At 38.5% G+C, this 16,228-nt stretch carries 16 protein-coding genes; 10 read left to right on the top strand and 6 right to left on the bottom strand.

Annotated elements, in window-relative coordinates:
* Positions 1-15 precede the first annotated feature (15 nt).
* The 3 genes from NRE15_RS04820 to NRE15_RS04810 are packed head-to-tail and all read left to right on the top strand — an operon-like array spanning position 16 to position 2,557.
* Complete coding sequence (locus NRE15_RS04820; protein WP_313794469.1) at positions 16-627, top strand: TetR/AcrR family transcriptional regulator; 612 nt, start codon at positions 16-18, stop codon at positions 625-627.
* A 2-nt stretch (positions 628-629) separates the two neighbouring features.
* The gene (locus NRE15_RS04815) at positions 630-1,346 is read left to right on the top strand and encodes a beta-ketoacyl-ACP reductase (RefSeq protein ID WP_313794468.1); all 717 of its coding nucleotides are present in this window, start codon (positions 630-632) and stop codon (positions 1,344-1,346) included.
* Positions 1,346-2,557, top strand: a complete 1,212-nt coding sequence (locus NRE15_RS04810; RefSeq protein WP_313794467.1) for an acetyl-CoA C-acetyltransferase — start codon at positions 1,346-1,348, stop codon at positions 2,555-2,557. Before NRE15_RS04815 ends, NRE15_RS04810 begins: the two co-directional genes overlap by 1 nt.
* 441 nt (positions 2,558-2,998) lie before the next feature.
* Here the strand turns inward: NRE15_RS04810 and NRE15_RS04805 are convergent, their stop codons facing one another.
* The 4 genes from NRE15_RS04805 to NRE15_RS04790 form a co-directional block, all read right to left on the bottom strand.
* Positions 2,999-3,973, bottom strand: coding sequence for a DUF697 domain-containing protein (locus tag NRE15_RS04805; protein ID WP_313794466.1), 975 nt, complete (start codon positions 3,971-3,973; stop codon positions 2,999-3,001).
* Positions 3,974-4,109: 136 nt separating this feature from the next.
* Positions 4,110-5,093: a hypothetical protein gene (locus NRE15_RS04800; protein WP_313794465.1), complete on the bottom strand. Its 984-nt coding sequence runs from the start codon at positions 5,091-5,093 to the stop codon at positions 4,110-4,112.
* 252 nt (positions 5,094-5,345) lie between these two features.
* Positions 5,346-5,675 (bottom strand): branched-chain amino acid transporter permease, encoded by a 330-nt coding sequence (locus tag NRE15_RS04795; protein WP_313794464.1) that lies wholly within the window; start codon positions 5,673-5,675, stop codon positions 5,346-5,348.
* Entirely contained in the window at positions 5,668-6,354 is a 687-nt protein-coding gene (locus NRE15_RS04790) for an AzlC family ABC transporter permease (protein ID WP_313794463.1), read from the bottom strand. Before NRE15_RS04790 ends, NRE15_RS04795 begins: the two co-directional genes overlap by 8 nt.
* Positions 6,355-6,645: 291 nt before the next feature.
* On the opposite strand from NRE15_RS04790, the gene NRE15_RS04785 reads away from it, so the two are divergent.
* From NRE15_RS04785 to NRE15_RS04775, 3 genes are read left to right on the top strand one after another with little or no spacing between them, the layout of a single operon-like run.
* Positions 6,646-7,389 (top strand): methionine ABC transporter ATP-binding protein, encoded by a 744-nt coding sequence (locus NRE15_RS04785; protein ID WP_313794462.1) that lies wholly within the window; start codon positions 6,646-6,648, stop codon positions 7,387-7,389.
* Positions 7,382-8,071: a methionine ABC transporter permease gene (locus tag NRE15_RS04780; RefSeq protein WP_313794461.1), complete on the top strand. Its 690-nt coding sequence runs from the start codon at positions 7,382-7,384 to the stop codon at positions 8,069-8,071. Before NRE15_RS04785 ends, NRE15_RS04780 begins: the two co-directional genes overlap by 8 nt.
* A 19-nt stretch (positions 8,072-8,090) precedes the next feature.
* Complete coding sequence (locus tag NRE15_RS04775) at positions 8,091-8,927, top strand: MetQ/NlpA family ABC transporter substrate-binding protein (RefSeq protein WP_313794460.1); 837 nt, start codon at positions 8,091-8,093, stop codon at positions 8,925-8,927.
* Between the two features lie 748 nt (positions 8,928-9,675).
* Here the strand turns inward: NRE15_RS04775 and NRE15_RS04770 are convergent.
* Both NRE15_RS04770 and NRE15_RS04765 read right to left on the bottom strand, forming a co-directional pair.
* On the bottom strand, positions 9,676-11,718 hold the full coding sequence (locus NRE15_RS04770; protein ID WP_313794459.1) for an FMN-binding protein: 2,043 nt from the start codon (positions 11,716-11,718) through the stop codon (positions 9,676-9,678).
* Between the two features lie 33 nt (positions 11,719-11,751).
* The gene (locus tag NRE15_RS04765) at positions 11,752-13,101 is read right to left on the bottom strand and encodes a ferredoxin reductase family protein (RefSeq protein WP_313794458.1); all 1,350 of its coding nucleotides are present in this window, start codon (positions 13,099-13,101) and stop codon (positions 11,752-11,754) included.
* Positions 13,102-13,586: 485 nt separating this feature from the next.
* On the opposite strand from NRE15_RS04765, the gene NRE15_RS04760 reads away from it, so the two are divergent.
* From NRE15_RS04760 to NRE15_RS04745, 4 genes are all read left to right on the top strand, one after another.
* The gene (locus tag NRE15_RS04760) at positions 13,587-14,504 is read left to right on the top strand and encodes an aldo/keto reductase (protein ID WP_313794457.1); all 918 of its coding nucleotides are present in this window, start codon (positions 13,587-13,589) and stop codon (positions 14,502-14,504) included.
* Positions 14,505-14,714: 210 nt separating this feature from the next.
* A complete protein-coding gene (locus NRE15_RS04755) occupies positions 14,715-15,563 on the top strand; it encodes an HAD family hydrolase (protein WP_313794456.1) in 849 nt (282 codons plus the stop codon).
* Positions 15,564-15,585: 22 nt separating this feature from the next.
* Positions 15,586-15,921: a hypothetical protein gene (locus NRE15_RS04750; RefSeq protein ID WP_313794455.1), complete on the top strand. Its 336-nt coding sequence runs from the start codon at positions 15,586-15,588 to the stop codon at positions 15,919-15,921.
* A 75-nt stretch (positions 15,922-15,996) separates the two neighbouring features.
* A complete protein-coding gene (locus NRE15_RS04745; RefSeq protein ID WP_313794454.1) occupies positions 15,997-16,203 on the top strand; it encodes a CsbD family protein in 207 nt (68 codons plus the stop codon).
* Positions 16,204-16,228 lie beyond the last annotated feature (25 nt).

Here is a 16,228-nt window from a genome sequence, read left to right as displayed (position 1 = left end):
AGGGAGTATGACATCATGGATTTAATTAATCAACCTTTGACCGATAAAGGTAGGAAAACAGTGGATGATTTAGTTGCGTCTGCGCGTTTTCATTTTTATAAAAATGGATATAATAAAACAAAAATTAAAGATATAACCAATACGGCTAACACGAGTGTCGGTGCTTTTTACCTATATTTTCAAGACAAATATTCATTATATAAATATATCGTTGAACAATATGGCTTGGAAATTCGTTCGAAGATAAAAGCTCGTACAGGTAAAACATCGAATCGGCGGGAAGCCGAACGCCAAGGTTTAATTACTTTTATTGAATTAGTTCGTGAAAATCCCGATATGTATAATATCTTATGGGAATCAATTTATATTGATAAAGAGATTTTCTTTAACTATTATCGTGATTTTGCGGCTAGTTATATTCGTCAAATTCAACGTGCCGGTGAGCAAGGTGAAGTGACGACTGAAAATCCAGAAGTATTAGCCTATATCCTAATCGGGGCACATACCTTTTTAGGTATCCGTTATGGGATGATGCAAAATGATGAAGACATTAATGAAGTAGCCGATGAATTTATGAACGTATTAGAAAATGGGATATTTACTAAACCGAACGAGAAAGGGAGTTAAAGATGGATCGTTTAAAAGATAAAGTTGCATTAATCACTGGAGGAAGTCAAGGATTAGGAGCTGAAATGGCGAAGCGTTTTAAAGAAGAAGGCGCAAAAGTTGTTTCGCTAGACCTAAAGGCACCCACAGAAGCAGATGTTGATTTTTTTGAGTTAAATGTAACAGATTCAGAAAAAGTGAACGCTGTTATTGCGGAGGTTTTTGAAAAATACGGAAAAATTGATATTTTGGTTAATAACGCTGGTATTACAGCGGATGCTTTATTGAACAAAATGACTGATGATCAATGGGATCGTGTTATCAACGTTAACTTGAAAGGTGTATTCAATGTGACACGTGCTGTGAGTCCACATATGATTGAACAAGGTACAGGTTCAGTCATCAATATTTCTTCTGTTGTAGGCGAATATGGGAATATCGGACAATCCAATTATGCAGCAACTAAAGCGGGCGTGATTGGCTTAACTTACACTTGGGCTAAAGAATTTACACGTAAAGGGGCACAAGTTAGAACCAACTGTATCGCACCAGGTTATATTAATACATCTATTTTAGATACCGTTCCAGAAAAAATTATTCAATCGATGAAAGATACTAATCCAATGAAACGTTTAGGTGAACCGATTGAAATTGCTAATGCCGCTTTATTCTTAGCCAGTGACGAAGCTTCTTATGTCAACGGTCAAGTGTTAGGTGTCAATGGGGGCATGCGTCTATAATGACAGAAAAAGTTTATCTATTAGCTATTAACCGGACGGCTGTAGGCAGTTTCCTAGGTTCAATCTCAGATTTAACGCCTGTTGAACTCGGCACCCAATTATTAACATCGATGTTAGAGCAACATCCAGTTGTAAAAGATAATGTTAAAGAAGTCATCATTGGGAACGTTCTAAGTGCTGGTCATGGTCAAAATGTGGCTCGCCAAATTTCAGTCAATTCAGGTGTTTCCAACGAAATTCCTGCCTATGCTGTGAATATGCTCTGTGGAAGTGGCATGAAGTCAATTTATGAAGCTTATACCCACATTAAAGCTGGTGAAGCAGATTGTATTATTGCCGGCGGCGTTGAGTCAATGTCACAAGCTAAATTCGTAGCGGCTAACAACTTGCGTAAAGGTCACAAGATGGGTGCTTTCACGATGGATGACACCTTATTGCGCGACGGTTTAACCGATGCCTTTGAAAACATCCATATGGGCGTAACCGCCGAAAACCTCGCTAATAAATATCACCTTAGCCGCGAAGCGCAAGATGCGTTTGCCATGAACTCACAAGAGAAAGCCCGCGCTGCTCAAGCAGATGGCAAGTTCAAAGATGAAATTATTCCCGTTGTCGTTAAAACCCGCAAAGGCGAATTTGTTTTTGAGGAAGATGAGTACATTAACCAGACGACTACTTTGGAAAAACTTGGTCAACTTCGCCCAGCTTTCGATCTTGAAGGCTCGGTAACCGCTGGGAATGCTTCTGGTTTAAATGATGGTGCTGCTTTTGCTTTCGTTGTTTCAGAAAGCTTTGTGCAACAACATCAATTGACACCTTTAGTAGAAGTCCTTGGTTTCGGCCAAAGTGGCGTCGACCCAAGTATTATGGGGATTGGTCCAGTCAATGCTATCCATTCTGTTTTAAAGAAAACCGGCTTATCAATGGATCAAATGGCTGTAGTTGAACTGAATGAAGCCTTTGCTGCACAATCATTAGCCGTCATTAAGCAATTAAGTGACGATTTAGATGTGCCTGAAGAAGAACTATCTAAAAAAATAAATCTCAACGGTGGCGCTGTCGCTATCGGGCACCCAATCGGAGCCTCCGGTGCCCGTGTTTCCGCCACTTTAATCCACGAAATGTTACGTCAACCAGAAGCCCAATATGGCTTAGCCTCCTTGTGTATCGGTGGCGGCATGGGAATTAGTATGGTGGTTGAGAAAGTTTAGTAGTTAGTAGTTAGAAGTAAATAAGTATTAAATATGCAAGAGCCCGCCAAATGGAAGTTGATTTGGCGGGCTCTTGGGTTGTGCCCGCCAAATGGAGGCTGGTTTGGCGGGGGGTTGAGATTTGCCCGCCAAATGGAGGCTGGTTTGGCGGGGGGTTGAGATTTGCCCGCCAAATGAGGACTAGTTTGGCGGGCTTTCGAAAGTTGAACGATTATCGCCTCAACAGTTGCCGCCCAATTTCGACTTTTTTTCAAAATTTGCCGGTACACAATATCTGATGAGTACCGGCAAATGCTTTTGCCAGCACCCCCCACTTAAGCTAAGGCCGGCGTGTTCGCAGTTTCTAATATATATTTGCCAAACGCATATAGCGTAATCCACTTTCCCTATACGCGTTTCCCAAACGCATATAGCGTAATTCGTTTTCCCTATACGCGTTTGTTAAACTGCGTCTTTTCCTTTGCTTTCAAAACCAAACCATCGTTTAGCCGTGCCAACCCCTGCTTTCTTAGCGGCATTGCCGACGGTTTTTAGAACGGTTTTACTGTTCGTACGAATGATGGAACCCATGTAGCTGAGGGCTAACATGGAAGTGCTGCGTTTGAGCGTTTGTTGGTTTAAGCGATGGTAACTGCTTAAATAATTTTGTGTGACTAACCCAACGCGCAAAGTCAAAAAGGCATTGACTGAACCTTCCATCATTGAACTTACGACTAAGTTGGCTATAGGCACCATACCTGGGATTGCTGAAGCGATACTTTCGCCAAGAATTGAAGCGATAAGAGGTTCCATTTGTGTTTCAATCAGGTCGGAATCTTCCATAGTCCGAGCCATTAACATGATACTACCGACTTGGGCGTATAATTTAATTAAGCTAGCCAGAGAAGGGCGGGTGCCATAAATATTGGCTAATTGCCAAATCATTCGAATATTCGAAAAAATCACCATAAAACTATCGAGTGATCCATTTTGTGAGATAGCCGTACTTAGAAAAATAGCGTTAGCATTTTCTTTTATTAAAGGTAGGGATTTTTCGTTTAATAGCGTAAAACTTTCTTCAATTTTTTCTTCTAAGTGTGGATCATCAGCCTTGAATTCAATTTCGGCTAATAAGGGGTTAGTTTTTAATTGTTCAGTTAATAGTTTAATATACTCTTGATATTCTTCATTAGAAGCATTATCGGCTAATTCAATCACCAATGGTTTGCTGAACAGGACGCGTCCTAGTTTGTAAGCTATCACCGTGATGGCTATTAATAAAGCACTTACGGTAATGATTGCGAACACAGAATTTATAGCTGCTAAAAATTGATAGAGCGTAATAAACTGATTAATAATAAATATCGTGAAAATAATTCCGAAAATTATACTTACCCAAAGGAGTATGCGCCGCAAATCTTTCCACCAATTATTCATTTGATCACTCCTTTCATAATTAGATTAATTCTAACAAATCTTTCAAATAAATTCATCCGTCAAGAGACTGAGATAAAGAAAAAATCCAGCTGCAAGCGCAACTGGATGAATTAAGATATTTATTATGGGGTTAACCTTATTCAACGTCTTCTTCAACGCTATCGACGGTGTCCATAGCAGGGTCTTCAACCGTTTCAATGACGTCTTCTTCAGTCACTGGGTCAACAGCTTCTTCGAAGGATTCTTCAACAGGTGTTGAAGGGTCTACCACGTCATCGCCAGAAGCAGCAAAGACTTCACCGGTAGTTGCGTCAATCCAAACTTCCGCATTGCGGTTACCAAACATTTCATCTGATACTTCTTCAACCTGTACAATCCAATAAGGATTAGCGTGTTGGTTGGTGTCGTAAACTAAATCCCATTCAATCGTTTCGCCATAGCCAACATGGTCTAATGCGGCAGTTTCAACTTCGTCAAATGGAATCGTGTCATCGATATTGAAGGTTTCATTGGTCAAACGTTCTGAAGCTTCGTCAGGATCTAACTCGTTGATGTCACCTTGGATTAATTCGCCCGTTTCATAATAAGCCACTTCATATTCAGTCGTTGCATCCAATGCAAAGATACGGATTTCGTAGTGAACTTCTTCGTCGTCAGCTACGGTATCATCAGCCACGGTATCATCAGCGGGTACAGATTCTTCAATGACCTCTGTTTCAACTTCAGCATTGTCAACGACCTCGGTTGTTTCAGTAGCCTGATCGTCGTTATTGTCTCCACTAAAGAAATCAGTGATTTGTTCCCACAAGTCTTCACTTATTTCTGAAATATGAATACGGCTAATTTGTGCATCGGGATATGTTTCACGGAAATGATTTAAAGCTGTTTCGTAAGCGGTTTGACGTTCGCTAGCATCCGTAGTCATCGCTTCGTCATCAACATCTTCAACGTCTTCAGAGCTAGTTTCAACATCCTCGCTCTGGGCAGTTTCTTCGACCATTTCAGAGGTTTCTTCAGTAGCACTTTCTTCTTGAGCTAAAACCAATTGACCGGCGGTTAAAGACGTCATTAACATAGCGCTTGTACCAATCGTCAATAATTTTTTCAATGATTTTTTCATGGTTATCTCTCCTAGAAATATAATTAATTTGAACTAAAAGAAACATATAATTTCTTTTATCTCATAATATCATTATATCAAATGTAATTAAATTTACTAATAATACGCCTTGAAAAAGCAATTAAACATCATTATACAAAACCCTTTCAAATAAATATCTCCATAAATCAGATGCACCAAGCTTTCATCAGGGGTATTTATTCGAAGGGGTTTTATAAAAATAATAAATAAAAAAACAATCCGTGAGGATTGTTAAACAAAGACGATCTGAACTAAAAACATGTACAATAAAGTTGAAATGGCAATGGTTAGCATGGTGTTGCGTTTCCAGACGTGGATGATGACTAAGACGATGGATGCGATGATTTCGGGTAGCGCATAGGGATAGGCGAATAGTTGTGTGTCTTTAAAAGCGTAGACAACTAATAAGCCGATGACCGCTGCGGGTAGGGTTTTGCTGAGGTATTGAACGAATTTTGGCGGCGTTTTGTGGGGTGGAAAAATGATAAAAGCTATGAAACGCGTTAAAATAGTTCCAGCCGCTATGACAATGATGGTTATAATAATTTCGGTATTAGTCATGGCGACGCTCCTTTTGATAGTATTCAATCGCGAAAATAAGTAAAATCAAAAACATAGCTGGAATCATGAAATTAGCCGGTCCAAAAATGATTAAGCAAATCACGGGAGCAACGACCCCAACCATTGCGGCACGGTGATCGTTTGTATTGAGCCAACGCTCCACAAAAATACTTAAAAAGAGGGCGGTTAAAACAAATTCAATACCAGTCGTATCAAAAGTCAAGAAACTACCCAGTAAAGCACCTAAGGCCGTCGCAGCCACCCAGTAGAAATGATCGAGCCAAGACACATGAAAATAAGCCCATGAAGGATTAATATCTTCAGGAATTTCCATCGATATATTCAAGGAAAAAGTTTCATCGCTTAAGGCGAAAATACTGTACCATTTTTGCCAGCCCATGTCATGATATTGCCGTAAAAGAGCAATCGCATAAAAAACATGCCTAGCGTTAACCATTAAAGTTAAAATAAATGCACCTAAAGGATCAAAAGGGGCTGCTAATAAAGGAATAGCTGCATATTGCATCGATCCTGCATAAATAAAGAGGCTCATCGCAATCGGAATCCAAACATCATAACCTTGCGATGTGATGAGAAAACCATATGCAATACCTAAAAATAAATATCCCGTCATTATAGGGATTGTTTTGGGAAAAACAAATTTAAATGCTTCTTTCAATCGACAGCCCACCTTTGTATTTAATCTCATTCTCATAATTTTAATGTTATTTTGAAAATTAGTCAATCAGTTTTCAAAAAAAGATGATAATGACCTTGATAAGGGTTAAAACATTATGTATACACATGCGAGAAACTGTTTTATTAGAGACGAGGTTTCAGAAAGGTAGGTTTAAAGAGTTGCTATAAATACAAGACTGTGATAAAGTTATTGTATTGAAACACCAGTGTAAATCTGTATTATTTATTATAAATATCTGTTATAGTCTGAAAATAGAAAGTAGGTGGGATTTTGATTCAGTTTGAAAATGTGAGCAAAGTTTTCCGTACCGAAAAAGGTAAAAATCAATTGAGTGCCTTAAAAAACATTAATTTAACGATTAAGGATCATGAAGTTTTTGGCGTGATTGGGCAGTCAGGAGCCGGGAAATCGACCTTATTGCGGATGATTAATCAATTGGAAACACCCGATGAAGGCCGTGTTTTAGTGGATGGTGTTGATGTTTGTCAAATTAAAAAAAGTAAATTACGTTTTTATCGCAAAAATATCGGGATGATTTTTCAACAATTTAATTTGTTATCAAATTTGACCGTGGCCGAGAATATTATGTTGCCTCTAACCCTGCATCCTTACGAAGACTATTTAGAATTAGATGAAGTGTTGCGCTTTGTCGGACTAGAAGATAAACGGGATAGTTATCCTGCTCAACTTTCGGGGGGACAAAAACAGAGGGTCGGTATTGCGCGGGCTTTAATTATTAAACCCAAAATCCTTTTGTGTGATGAACCCACATCGGCCCTGGATGAATTTACCACCGGTGAAATTGTTGATGTTTTACGCCGAATTAACGAAAAGTATCAAATTACCACCGTGATTGTAACGCATGAACTGAGTGTTGTTAAAGCCCTCTGTCAAAGGGTAGCGATTATGGAAGAAGGACAAGTGGTGGATTTGTTAGACATAACACCGAATACCTCAAAAGTTGTAGCACAATCTTATCATGAACGTGCGATGGAGGTTTTGTTAAATGACTAAAGAAGCCTTAAGTATTTATTTTGAACGGTTGGCTGATTATGGGCCGTCCTTGGCCGAAAGTTTAGTCGAAACAGCTATCATGCTAGGGTTCGCTTCACTAGCTGCCATTCTGATTGGGCTACCACTAGGAACCCTTTTATATTTAACGGCCAAGGGGCGTATTTTAGAAAACAAATGGATTTATCAAACCGCCAATATTATAGTAAATATCATTCGGTCATTTCCATTTTTATTGTTGGTTATTGCCATGCAACCTCTAATTCGCGCGGTCTATGGTAGGGCAACCGGGGATCCTGTTGCCGCTTCCTTTCCCATGATGGTTATCGCGATTGCTTTATATGCCCGTTTTGTGGAGCAATCCTTAAGCGATGTTCCTAAAGGTGTGGTCGAAACAGGGCGGGCAATGGGAGCTTCGATTCCACAGTTAGTGACAAAGTTTTTATATGTCGAAGCGAGAAGTTCTTTAATCGTTGGATTTACAAGTGCTTTTGTTAGTTTTATCTCCTACTCAACCATTATGGGCGTCGTTGGAGGAGGGGGAATTGGTCAATTTGCGATTCGATACGGCTACCAACGTTTCGAAGATGATATTATGTATACGGCGATTGTAGTTATTATTATTTTGGTCCAAATTATTCAATGGCTAGGTTTGAATTTAGCCAACCGTTTAGATAAACGTTAAAGTTAGGAAGGAAGATAACATGTTTAAAAAATTATTTGTTTCAGGACTTACTGTCCTATTAGCGAGTGTTAGTTTTGCATCAACGACGGTAACCGCTCAAGACGAAAATGTTTTACGCGTAGCCTCACACTTACCCCCAATGACTGATGTGGTTGAATTAGCCGGAGAAGCCATTGCTGAACCTTATTCCGTCGAACTCGTTGAAGTAACCGACAATATTCAATACAACGAAGCTTTATTAAATGATGAAGTGATTGCCAGCTTTGCTCAACATGAACCATTTATGGAAATGTTTAATGAAGAACGTGACGGCGACTTGGTGGCGATTCAACCTATTTACAACGCCGTGGTTGGTTTCTACTCACCGACCTATGAAACTGTCGATGAAATTGAAGAAGGCGCAGAAGTAGCTATTCCTTCAGATCCAACCAATGAAGCACGCGCGCTATTAATATTGCAAGATCAAGGCTTGTTAACGTTAGACGAAGAAGCTGGTTTCTTTGCGACAGTGGAAGATATTACCGACAACCCATTGAACTTAGAATTTGAACACATTGATTTACTGAATCTAACGGCCGCTTATGAAGATGGCTATGATTTAGTATTCAACTACCCAACCTATATCGCTAGCATCGATTTAACCCCAGCGGATGCTATTTTCTTAGAAGACGAATCGGATAACACCTTTGCCATTCAATTAGTTGTTCGCGAAGGGAATGTTGATTCAGACGAAATTAAAGCCCTTCAAGCTGCTTTCACATCGCAAGAAGTCTACGACTTCCTATCCGAGTTAGAAGCAGAAGGCCACTTAAGACCTGCATTCGACATGGAAGATACAGCTGAAGACCAAGAATAACCCCTTGAATAAATATCCCCACCCATCAAACTAACAATCATAAACCCCACCGTCTTATTTGGTAGATAAGACGGTTTTTTTGGCTTCGCCTTTATTTAATGAGGACTGAAGGAGTTAGGTAGGTGGGGTTTGATAGGACTGACGGTCACTCACTTGTCACATTAGCTGATTATGTGGAATATTGTGGTCGAGTTTGTTCCACTTAATCCCGCAAGAGTAAGTGGGAAATAAGTGCCGTCAACTTAAGATTGGACAATATAATAAGGATAATTTAATTGGTGGCGAGGAGATATATGAGCTTCGCCACCTATTCAATTTGCTGGCGATGCACAGTCATTCCCTCGCCATCTATTCAAATACCAGCTCACGATTCCCGCTAAAAGTAAATGTATTTTGGTTTTTTGCAGAAATCTCTAGTTTAAAATGATGAATCAGGACACTGCTCACAGAGTAATGACCCAATTAAACTTTTGTCTAATAATTATTGTGAATTTCTTCCATAGGTGGGCTTATTATAGGACTGATGGTCACTCACTTGTCACATTTGCTGATTATGTGGAATATTCAGGCCGAGTTGGTTCCACTTAATTGATTATGTGGAATATTCTGCCTGAGTAAGTTCCACTTTCAAATCTACAAACCAAGCTCTTTACAGTTAGCTTGATAAGCAGTAGTTGCCATCTGACAATTCCTTAAAGCCATAAAAAAAGAGCTGACCGTTGAGGGTCAACTCTTTGAGTGGTAAAGGTTATTCTTCGATATTTAAGGCATTTTTAACGGCGTCGATGATTGCGTTTGAAGTATAAGTAGCGCCAGATACTGTATCAACTTCAACTGAATTTGATTCAATAATTGCTGCAACGACTTCTTCAAAGGCAGGATCAGATAAGCCTTTTGTTTCTGAGTGGTCAAGAATGTTGATTTCAACGATAGCTCCATCTTCAACAACGACTTCTAATTCAAGCGGACCGTTATGACCTTCAGCCGAACCAGTGTGTGTTCCGTCTTCGAAAGTTGTTTCACTTGAGCCACCAGCCGCTTCTTCAAGGGCTAGATTAACGGCATCAATGATAGCTTGTGAAGACACAGAGGCACCTGAAACGATATCAACTTCAGTAGAGTTAGCCTCAACAATCGCTGCAGGTACTTCTTCGATAGCTGGGTCAGAAATACCTTCCGTTTCTTCGTGGTTTAATACTTCTACAGCCGTGATGGCACCTTCTTCGATGGTTACTTCAACTTCTAGAGGTCCATTATGACCTTCCGTTTCAGCTGTGTATGTACCATCTTGCCAAACAACTTCTTCTGAAACTTCTTCAGACTCAGACTCTTCAGCTGCTTCTTCTTCAGAAACTTCCTCAGATTCTTCAACTGCTTCTTCGGTAGTTGCTACTTGGGTTGTAACGGTGGCTGAGCCTAAATCTTCTTGTGTTAATTCTGGTAAATTTAATGCATTACTAACCGCATTAACGATACCAAGCGAAGTGTAGCTTGCGCCAGAAACAGCTGATACATTAACTTTATTTTGATTAATAATCGCAGCTGGGATTTCTTCAATCGCTGGGTCAGAAATACCTTGGGTTTCACCGTGTTCTAAAATAGTCACTTCAGAAATTTTACCTTCGGCAACGATAACTTCAACCCGGATAGGACCGCCAAAGCCTTCAGCTTCCCCTGTATAAGTCCCGTCTTCAAAGACTAAATGAGGTTCGTCATTGGTTACAACTAAAATACCTAAAGCATTTTTGGTTGCGTTCATGACACCTTGTGAAGTTAAACTAGCACCAGAGACCACTTCAACATCGGTTGAGTTTTGTTCAACGATTGCGGCTGTAGTTGCTTCAATTGCGGGAACCCCAATATCTTCAGATTCAACATGATTTAACACTTCAACGTTGGCAATTGTGCCTTCTTCAATAGTCACTTCGACTTCAATGGGACCGTGACGGCCTTCAGCTTCGCCTGTGTAGGTTCCATCGGCGAACACATAACCAACAATCGCTGGTAATGAAGACGGTGCTTCCACAACTACTGTTTCGCCATCTTCTTCAGCAACTTCTTCAGTAGAGGTTGCTTGTGTTGCTTCACTACTCAAAGCATTATTAACGGCTTCAATAATAGCTCCTGAAGTCACAGAAGCGCCAGAAACTAAGTCAACTTCCGTTGAATTGTTTTCAACGATGGCAGCGGGAATTTCTTCAATAGCAGGGTCTGAGATACCTTCAGTTTCAACATGATCAGTCACAGCAACATTTGCAATGACACCATCTGTCACAGTAACTTCAACGGTTAAAGGACCATTATGACCTTCAGCCTCGCCGGTGTATGTTCCATCTACTAATGCAGCTGTTTCTTCACCTTCAGTTGTTTCACTCGTTGTATCACCAGCAGAACCACTTAATGCGTTATTAACGGCTGTGATAATTGCTTCTGAACTGACCGTTGCACCAGATACGGTATCCACATCAGTTGAATTGTTTTCAACAATAGCAGCAGGAACTTCTGCCAAAGCTGGATCAGAAATACCTTCAGTTTCAACATGGTCTAATACATCAACGGCAGTAATTTCACCATTTTCTACAACAACTTGCACTTCCAGTGGTCCATTATGACCATCTGCTTGACCCGTATAAGTTCCATCTGTTAAATCACCTTCAGGCATCGTTACTACTTCTTCAGCATCGCCTGCTTGTCTAAAGGAGACTTGATCAGTGAAAACAATAACGGTCAAGATCCAGATAATGATAGCCACAGCAATCATCTCTAGAACAAATTTTGTCTTTTTGCCCATTTTTTACTTCCTTTCACTTAAATTATGCTTAGATTAGAACCCGAAATCATCAAGGTGAACGTGTTCTTCAGGGATATTTACATTTCTAATCAATGTTCTTGTCGCATTTAACATTGGAGGAGGACCACAGACAAAGAATTCACCGGTTTGATAAAATTCAGCTGCGCCAATTTCTTGTAAGAATTTATCCGTAATAAATCCAAATGGATAACCTTCAACTTCTTCGTTAGAGAAGATAATATGGTAGGTAAAGTTAGGATTAATTTTAGTCATTTCTTCAAGTTCATCCACCATAAACATATCTTCTTTGTAGGATAATCCCCAAACTAAGAAGATACGACGTTGGGATTTTTTCTCAATCTCATGGCGTAACACACTAAGATTTGGTGTTAAACCAATCCCACCTGCTAATAAGATGAAAGGTACTTCTTCTTCATTAGAGTACTCAACGTGTTGAGGCATAAAGTGACCATAAGGACCTTCTAATTGAGCTTTATCACCAACTTTGATATTTTTCAATGCGCCTGTCCAGTCACCGGCTTCTTTAATCATAAACTCAATTGAGTTTTTGTAGCGTGCTGTAATTGCACTAGAAGTTGAGAATGGGTGTCCTTCTTTCGTGATATCAGCATCACCTTTGAAACGAATGAAGAAATAATCGCCAGCGGTGTAACGCATTAAAGTTTTATTAACTGGTTCAAATTCTAATACCCATAAAGTAGGTGTACCACGATAAATTTTGGAAACCTGGTACATAGGTGACGTTTGGATTTTAATTTTCCAATAAGCGTAGAAACCTAGGGTAGCAACTGTATAGACGGTTAATAAAGTCATGAATACAGTATTATTTCTTAAGAAAGGTAAATAGTATAAATGGAAATAAACGGCGATTATAGCAACGATTGCTAAACGGTGCAACCATAAACTAATTTCACGATTTACCTTTTTCTCTTTGAATTCACGAAGTTTTTTGTTGTTGCTGACAAATAGTCCTGATAACGAGAAAATACCTGTTAGCATAACTATGATTAATGAAACAACAGCAATATAACCTGTTTGTGAAACAATCGACATGTTCAATACGTTACGGAAGCCGCCAAATTGTAACACCATGTGGATAACGACTAATATAGATAAAACGACGGACATTAATGCATGGACTTCATACATTTCAGGCATCCCAAAGTTCTTTTCTATAAAACGTGGTCGTGAGCCAATAAACGTAACAACAAGCATCATAGTATACGCTAATAATCCCGTTGAATACGAAATTAATGTACCCATAGACATCGAATTAGTTTCTACTAACATTGCCCCCAGTAATGTGACGAACAGCAGTAATGATAGGCCAGGGAATAGCCATTCATATGCTTTTTTACTCATTATTCTCCTCCTCAAAGCTGTATTTTTACGCTTTCATTGAAAACATCTTAGGAAAAATTCAAATAAATATCGCCGTATGTGAACCAGCATACAAAAATATTTAAAGATACCTTCAAATTCAGACTAACAAAAAATTCAAAATAATTTATATAGGTATATTTTACCATAAAGCGCAAACTTGGGTAGTGTTTTGTTTAACTTTTTAGATAATTGTAATCATAATTTTGCAACTATCGTAATTTTGACTAGAAATTTAATTCTACATAAACTTAATCTATAAGTAATGCTTAAGTTTTCATAATTAAAAAAACTTGTTTGTGAAATAAAAAATTTATAAATTTATTTATTTATCATTTTGACATCGCTAACAAGACATTGAAGTATATGATTCCGCTCACAAAGATTAAGGACACAATATATACGTTTTCATCTAGGCTATGTTAAAATAGACATGTTAAACAAATCATTTTTTAAGGAGTGGCAAAATGAAGTATATGAATGTTGGGAGTGCCGAGATAAACGCCTCACAAGTTGTTTTAGGTTGCATGCGTATGAATGAGAAAACAGTTGATGAAAGTCAGTCAATTATTGAGACGGCAGTAAACAATGGGATTAACTTTTTTGATCATGCCGATATTTATGGACGGGGTGCCTCCGAAGAACTTTTCGGTCAAGCACTAAAAAACAGTGAGATTAAACGCGAAGATATCTTTATTCAATCAAAAGCAGGTATTCGTAAAGGGATGTTTGATTTTTCGAAAGAACATTTAATGACGACCGTAGAAGGATCCCTTAAACGTCTGCAAACAGATTATTTAGATTTCCTTTTATTACATCGTCCCGACGCTTTATATGAACCCGAAGAGATTGCTGAAACTTTTGATTTATTGAAGAGTCAAGGAAAAGTCCGTTATTTTGGAGTAAGCAATCAAAACCCTTATCAAATCGAACTTTTAAATAAATACCTCAATGTACCGATTACGGCTAATCAATTACAATTTGGACCAGCGCATACTGGAATGATTGATGCAGGGTTCAATGTTAATATGTTAAATGATGCGGGAATTAACCGTGATGGGGGCATTTTGGATTATTGCCGGTTACACAACATTACAATCCAACCTTGGTCACCTTATCAAGTTGATTTAGGACAAGGTTTATTCATTAAACATCCGGATTACAAGGAATTGACCCAAACACTGAATGAGATGGCTGAAGAAAAAGGAATCACCCTTGAAGCATTAACTATCGCCTGGATTAATCGACATCCAGCTAATATGCAACCAATCATCGGTACCATGAATCTTGATAGAATAACGGCAATTGCGCAAGGAGCCGATATCCAATTGAGTCGCGAAGAATGGTATAAGATTTATCTAAGTGCCGGAAATACCTTGCCTTAAATCGATAAAGACACATCACGCGCTAATAATCATAACTTACCGCGTTGATTAACAACTTGTATAATTTGAGTTCGCTAATTAAGACACATTATTTTAATTATTTATTGAACTAACACAATCATTAACCAAATAAACCTAACGCTCAATCTCAAAATTAGGTATAATAAAACTTGGATGCATTTTACCTATAAATGTTCAAAAGGAGATATCATGACTTTAAAATTAATAATGATTGATTTAGACGAAACACTTTTACGTAAAAATAAAACGTATGATGAAGAGCGCTTTAATCGTATCAGTGAACAATTGATTCAAGCAGGCGTTACCATGTGTATTGCTACCGGAAATTCTTACCATAAAGTGGTTGAATATGTTGATGTTGAACATCACAAAAATATGTATTATGCCACAGATAATGGTAATTACTTGGTTCATGGAGGACAGATTACACGAGCCATTGGGATTACACCTGATTTATTAAGAGAAATTGCGACATTTATTGATGAATTTGAAGGATTTTATATTCAAATTAGTTTAGGTAACCAGTCATATATGCGTAAGGTAGATAGTGCAGGTTATGAACGGATACGACGTTATAATAATAAACTAGAAATGATTGATTCTTTCGATGAAATTGATAATGGACACTTAATCACAAAAATCGCTGTCATGAGTGATCATTCATTAGAGAAAAATAAAGTTTTAGCCCGCATCCTGAATGAACGTTTTGAAGCTGTCAATGCTGTAACCAGTGGTGATGGTTGGATTGATATTTATACGGCTGAAGGTGGAAAAGGTTCGGCTGTGAAATATTTACAAGAGCTGTTAGGGATTTCACCTGAAGCATCGATGGCCTTTGGGGATAGTTTAAATGACGAAAGTATGATGAAGGAAGTCTTATATAGTGTGGCGATGGAAAATGCTGATCATGATTTAGCTGATAGCTGTCGTTTTCAAGTTGGATCTAATGAAGACCAAGCAGTGCTAACCACATTAGAACGCTATATAATAGAAGGAAACTTAGATTTTATGGAGGAATATAGAATTCACCATATTTAGTGATGGATAGGAAAGTGATGTTATGGCCAAAAAACAAACAAATAGTCGCCGCGAAAAAGAAGAATTTGTAAAAATTGATGCTTATATGATTCCTGCACAACAAGCGGAAATGTACCGCGTTTTACGTGAAGCGGTAGCTGAAGAAGTGTTTGCCTATTTGGAAGGTCATTATGTGAAGGTTCAACGTCTGACGGAAGATGAAGATGAAGGCGAAATGATCATCGCCTTGGATGAAAACAATCAGCGTCAAGTGACCTACATTTTGAATCCAGCAAACATTTCGCAAGCACAAAAAGCCCGTGATAAAGATCAAATGGAAAAATACATGGAAAACTTCATTGCCAATCAAAATAAATAACCCTTGAGCAAAATAGTTGTCATCTTTCTATCAATTAATTACACTTAATATATAAACATTAGGAGGTATAGATATATGAAAGATGATAAACGAGATCAAGTTGAAGGTAAAGCCAAAGAGCTAACAGGTAAAGTTAGTGGCAATAAAAGAAGAGAAAATGAAGGCAAAGCTCAAAATACAGGCGGAAAAATAAAAGAAAAAGTTAATGATGCCTCAGACAGTGTCAAAGGAGCAGTTGACGGTGTCAAAGAAGCTTTTTCTGAAGATGACAAGAAAGACTAACAATATAAAAAGCTGGACAAGTATT

Origin of the sequence: Fundicoccus culcitae, assembly GCF_024661895.1 — a bacterium.
GTDB classification, from domain to species: domain Bacteria; phylum Bacillota; class Bacilli; order Lactobacillales; family Aerococcaceae; genus Fundicoccus_A; species Fundicoccus_A culcitae.
The sequence above is the reverse complement of the archived record's forward strand: the minus strand, read 5'-3'. Positions and strand labels throughout refer to the sequence as shown.

What these genes read in the sequence shown, in the direction of transcription:
- NRE15_RS04805 (WP_313794466.1), bottom strand. Translation starts at nt 3,973, where the DNA reads ATGAATAATTGGTGGAAAGATTTGCGGCGCATACTCCTTTGGGTAAGT.
- NRE15_RS04775 (WP_313794460.1), top strand. Translation starts at nt 8,091, where the DNA reads ATGTTTAAAAAATTATTTGTTTCAGGACTTACTGTCCTATTAGCGAGT.
- NRE15_RS04755 (WP_313794456.1), top strand. Translation starts at nt 14,715, where the DNA reads ATGACTTTAAAATTAATAATGATTGATTTAGACGAAACACTTTTACGT.
- NRE15_RS04820 (WP_313794469.1), top strand. Translation starts at nt 16, where the DNA reads ATGGATTTAATTAATCAACCTTTGACCGATAAAGGTAGGAAAACAGTG.
- NRE15_RS04800 (WP_313794465.1), bottom strand. Translation starts at nt 5,093, where the DNA reads ATGAAAAAATCATTGAAAAAATTATTGACGATTGGTACAAGCGCTATG.
- NRE15_RS04815 (WP_313794468.1), top strand. Translation starts at nt 630, where the DNA reads ATGGATCGTTTAAAAGATAAAGTTGCATTAATCACTGGAGGAAGTCAA.
- NRE15_RS04795 (WP_313794464.1), bottom strand. Translation starts at nt 5,675, where the DNA reads ATGACTAATACCGAAATTATTATAACCATCATTGTCATAGCGGCTGGA.
- NRE15_RS04810 (WP_313794467.1), top strand. Translation starts at nt 1,346, where the DNA reads ATGACAGAAAAAGTTTATCTATTAGCTATTAACCGGACGGCTGTAGGC.
- NRE15_RS04770 (WP_313794459.1), bottom strand. Translation starts at nt 11,718, where the DNA reads ATGGGCAAAAAGACAAAATTTGTTCTAGAGATGATTGCTGTGGCTATC.
- NRE15_RS04750 (WP_313794455.1), top strand. Translation starts at nt 15,586, where the DNA reads ATGGCCAAAAAACAAACAAATAGTCGCCGCGAAAAAGAAGAATTTGTA.
- NRE15_RS04765 (WP_313794458.1), bottom strand. Translation starts at nt 13,101, where the DNA reads ATGAGTAAAAAAGCATATGAATGGCTATTCCCTGGCCTATCATTACTG.
- NRE15_RS04780 (WP_313794461.1), top strand. Translation starts at nt 7,382, where the DNA reads ATGACTAAAGAAGCCTTAAGTATTTATTTTGAACGGTTGGCTGATTAT.
- NRE15_RS04760 (WP_313794457.1), top strand. Translation starts at nt 13,587, where the DNA reads ATGAAGTATATGAATGTTGGGAGTGCCGAGATAAACGCCTCACAAGTT.
- NRE15_RS04745 (WP_313794454.1), top strand. Translation starts at nt 15,997, where the DNA reads ATGAAAGATGATAAACGAGATCAAGTTGAAGGTAAAGCCAAAGAGCTA.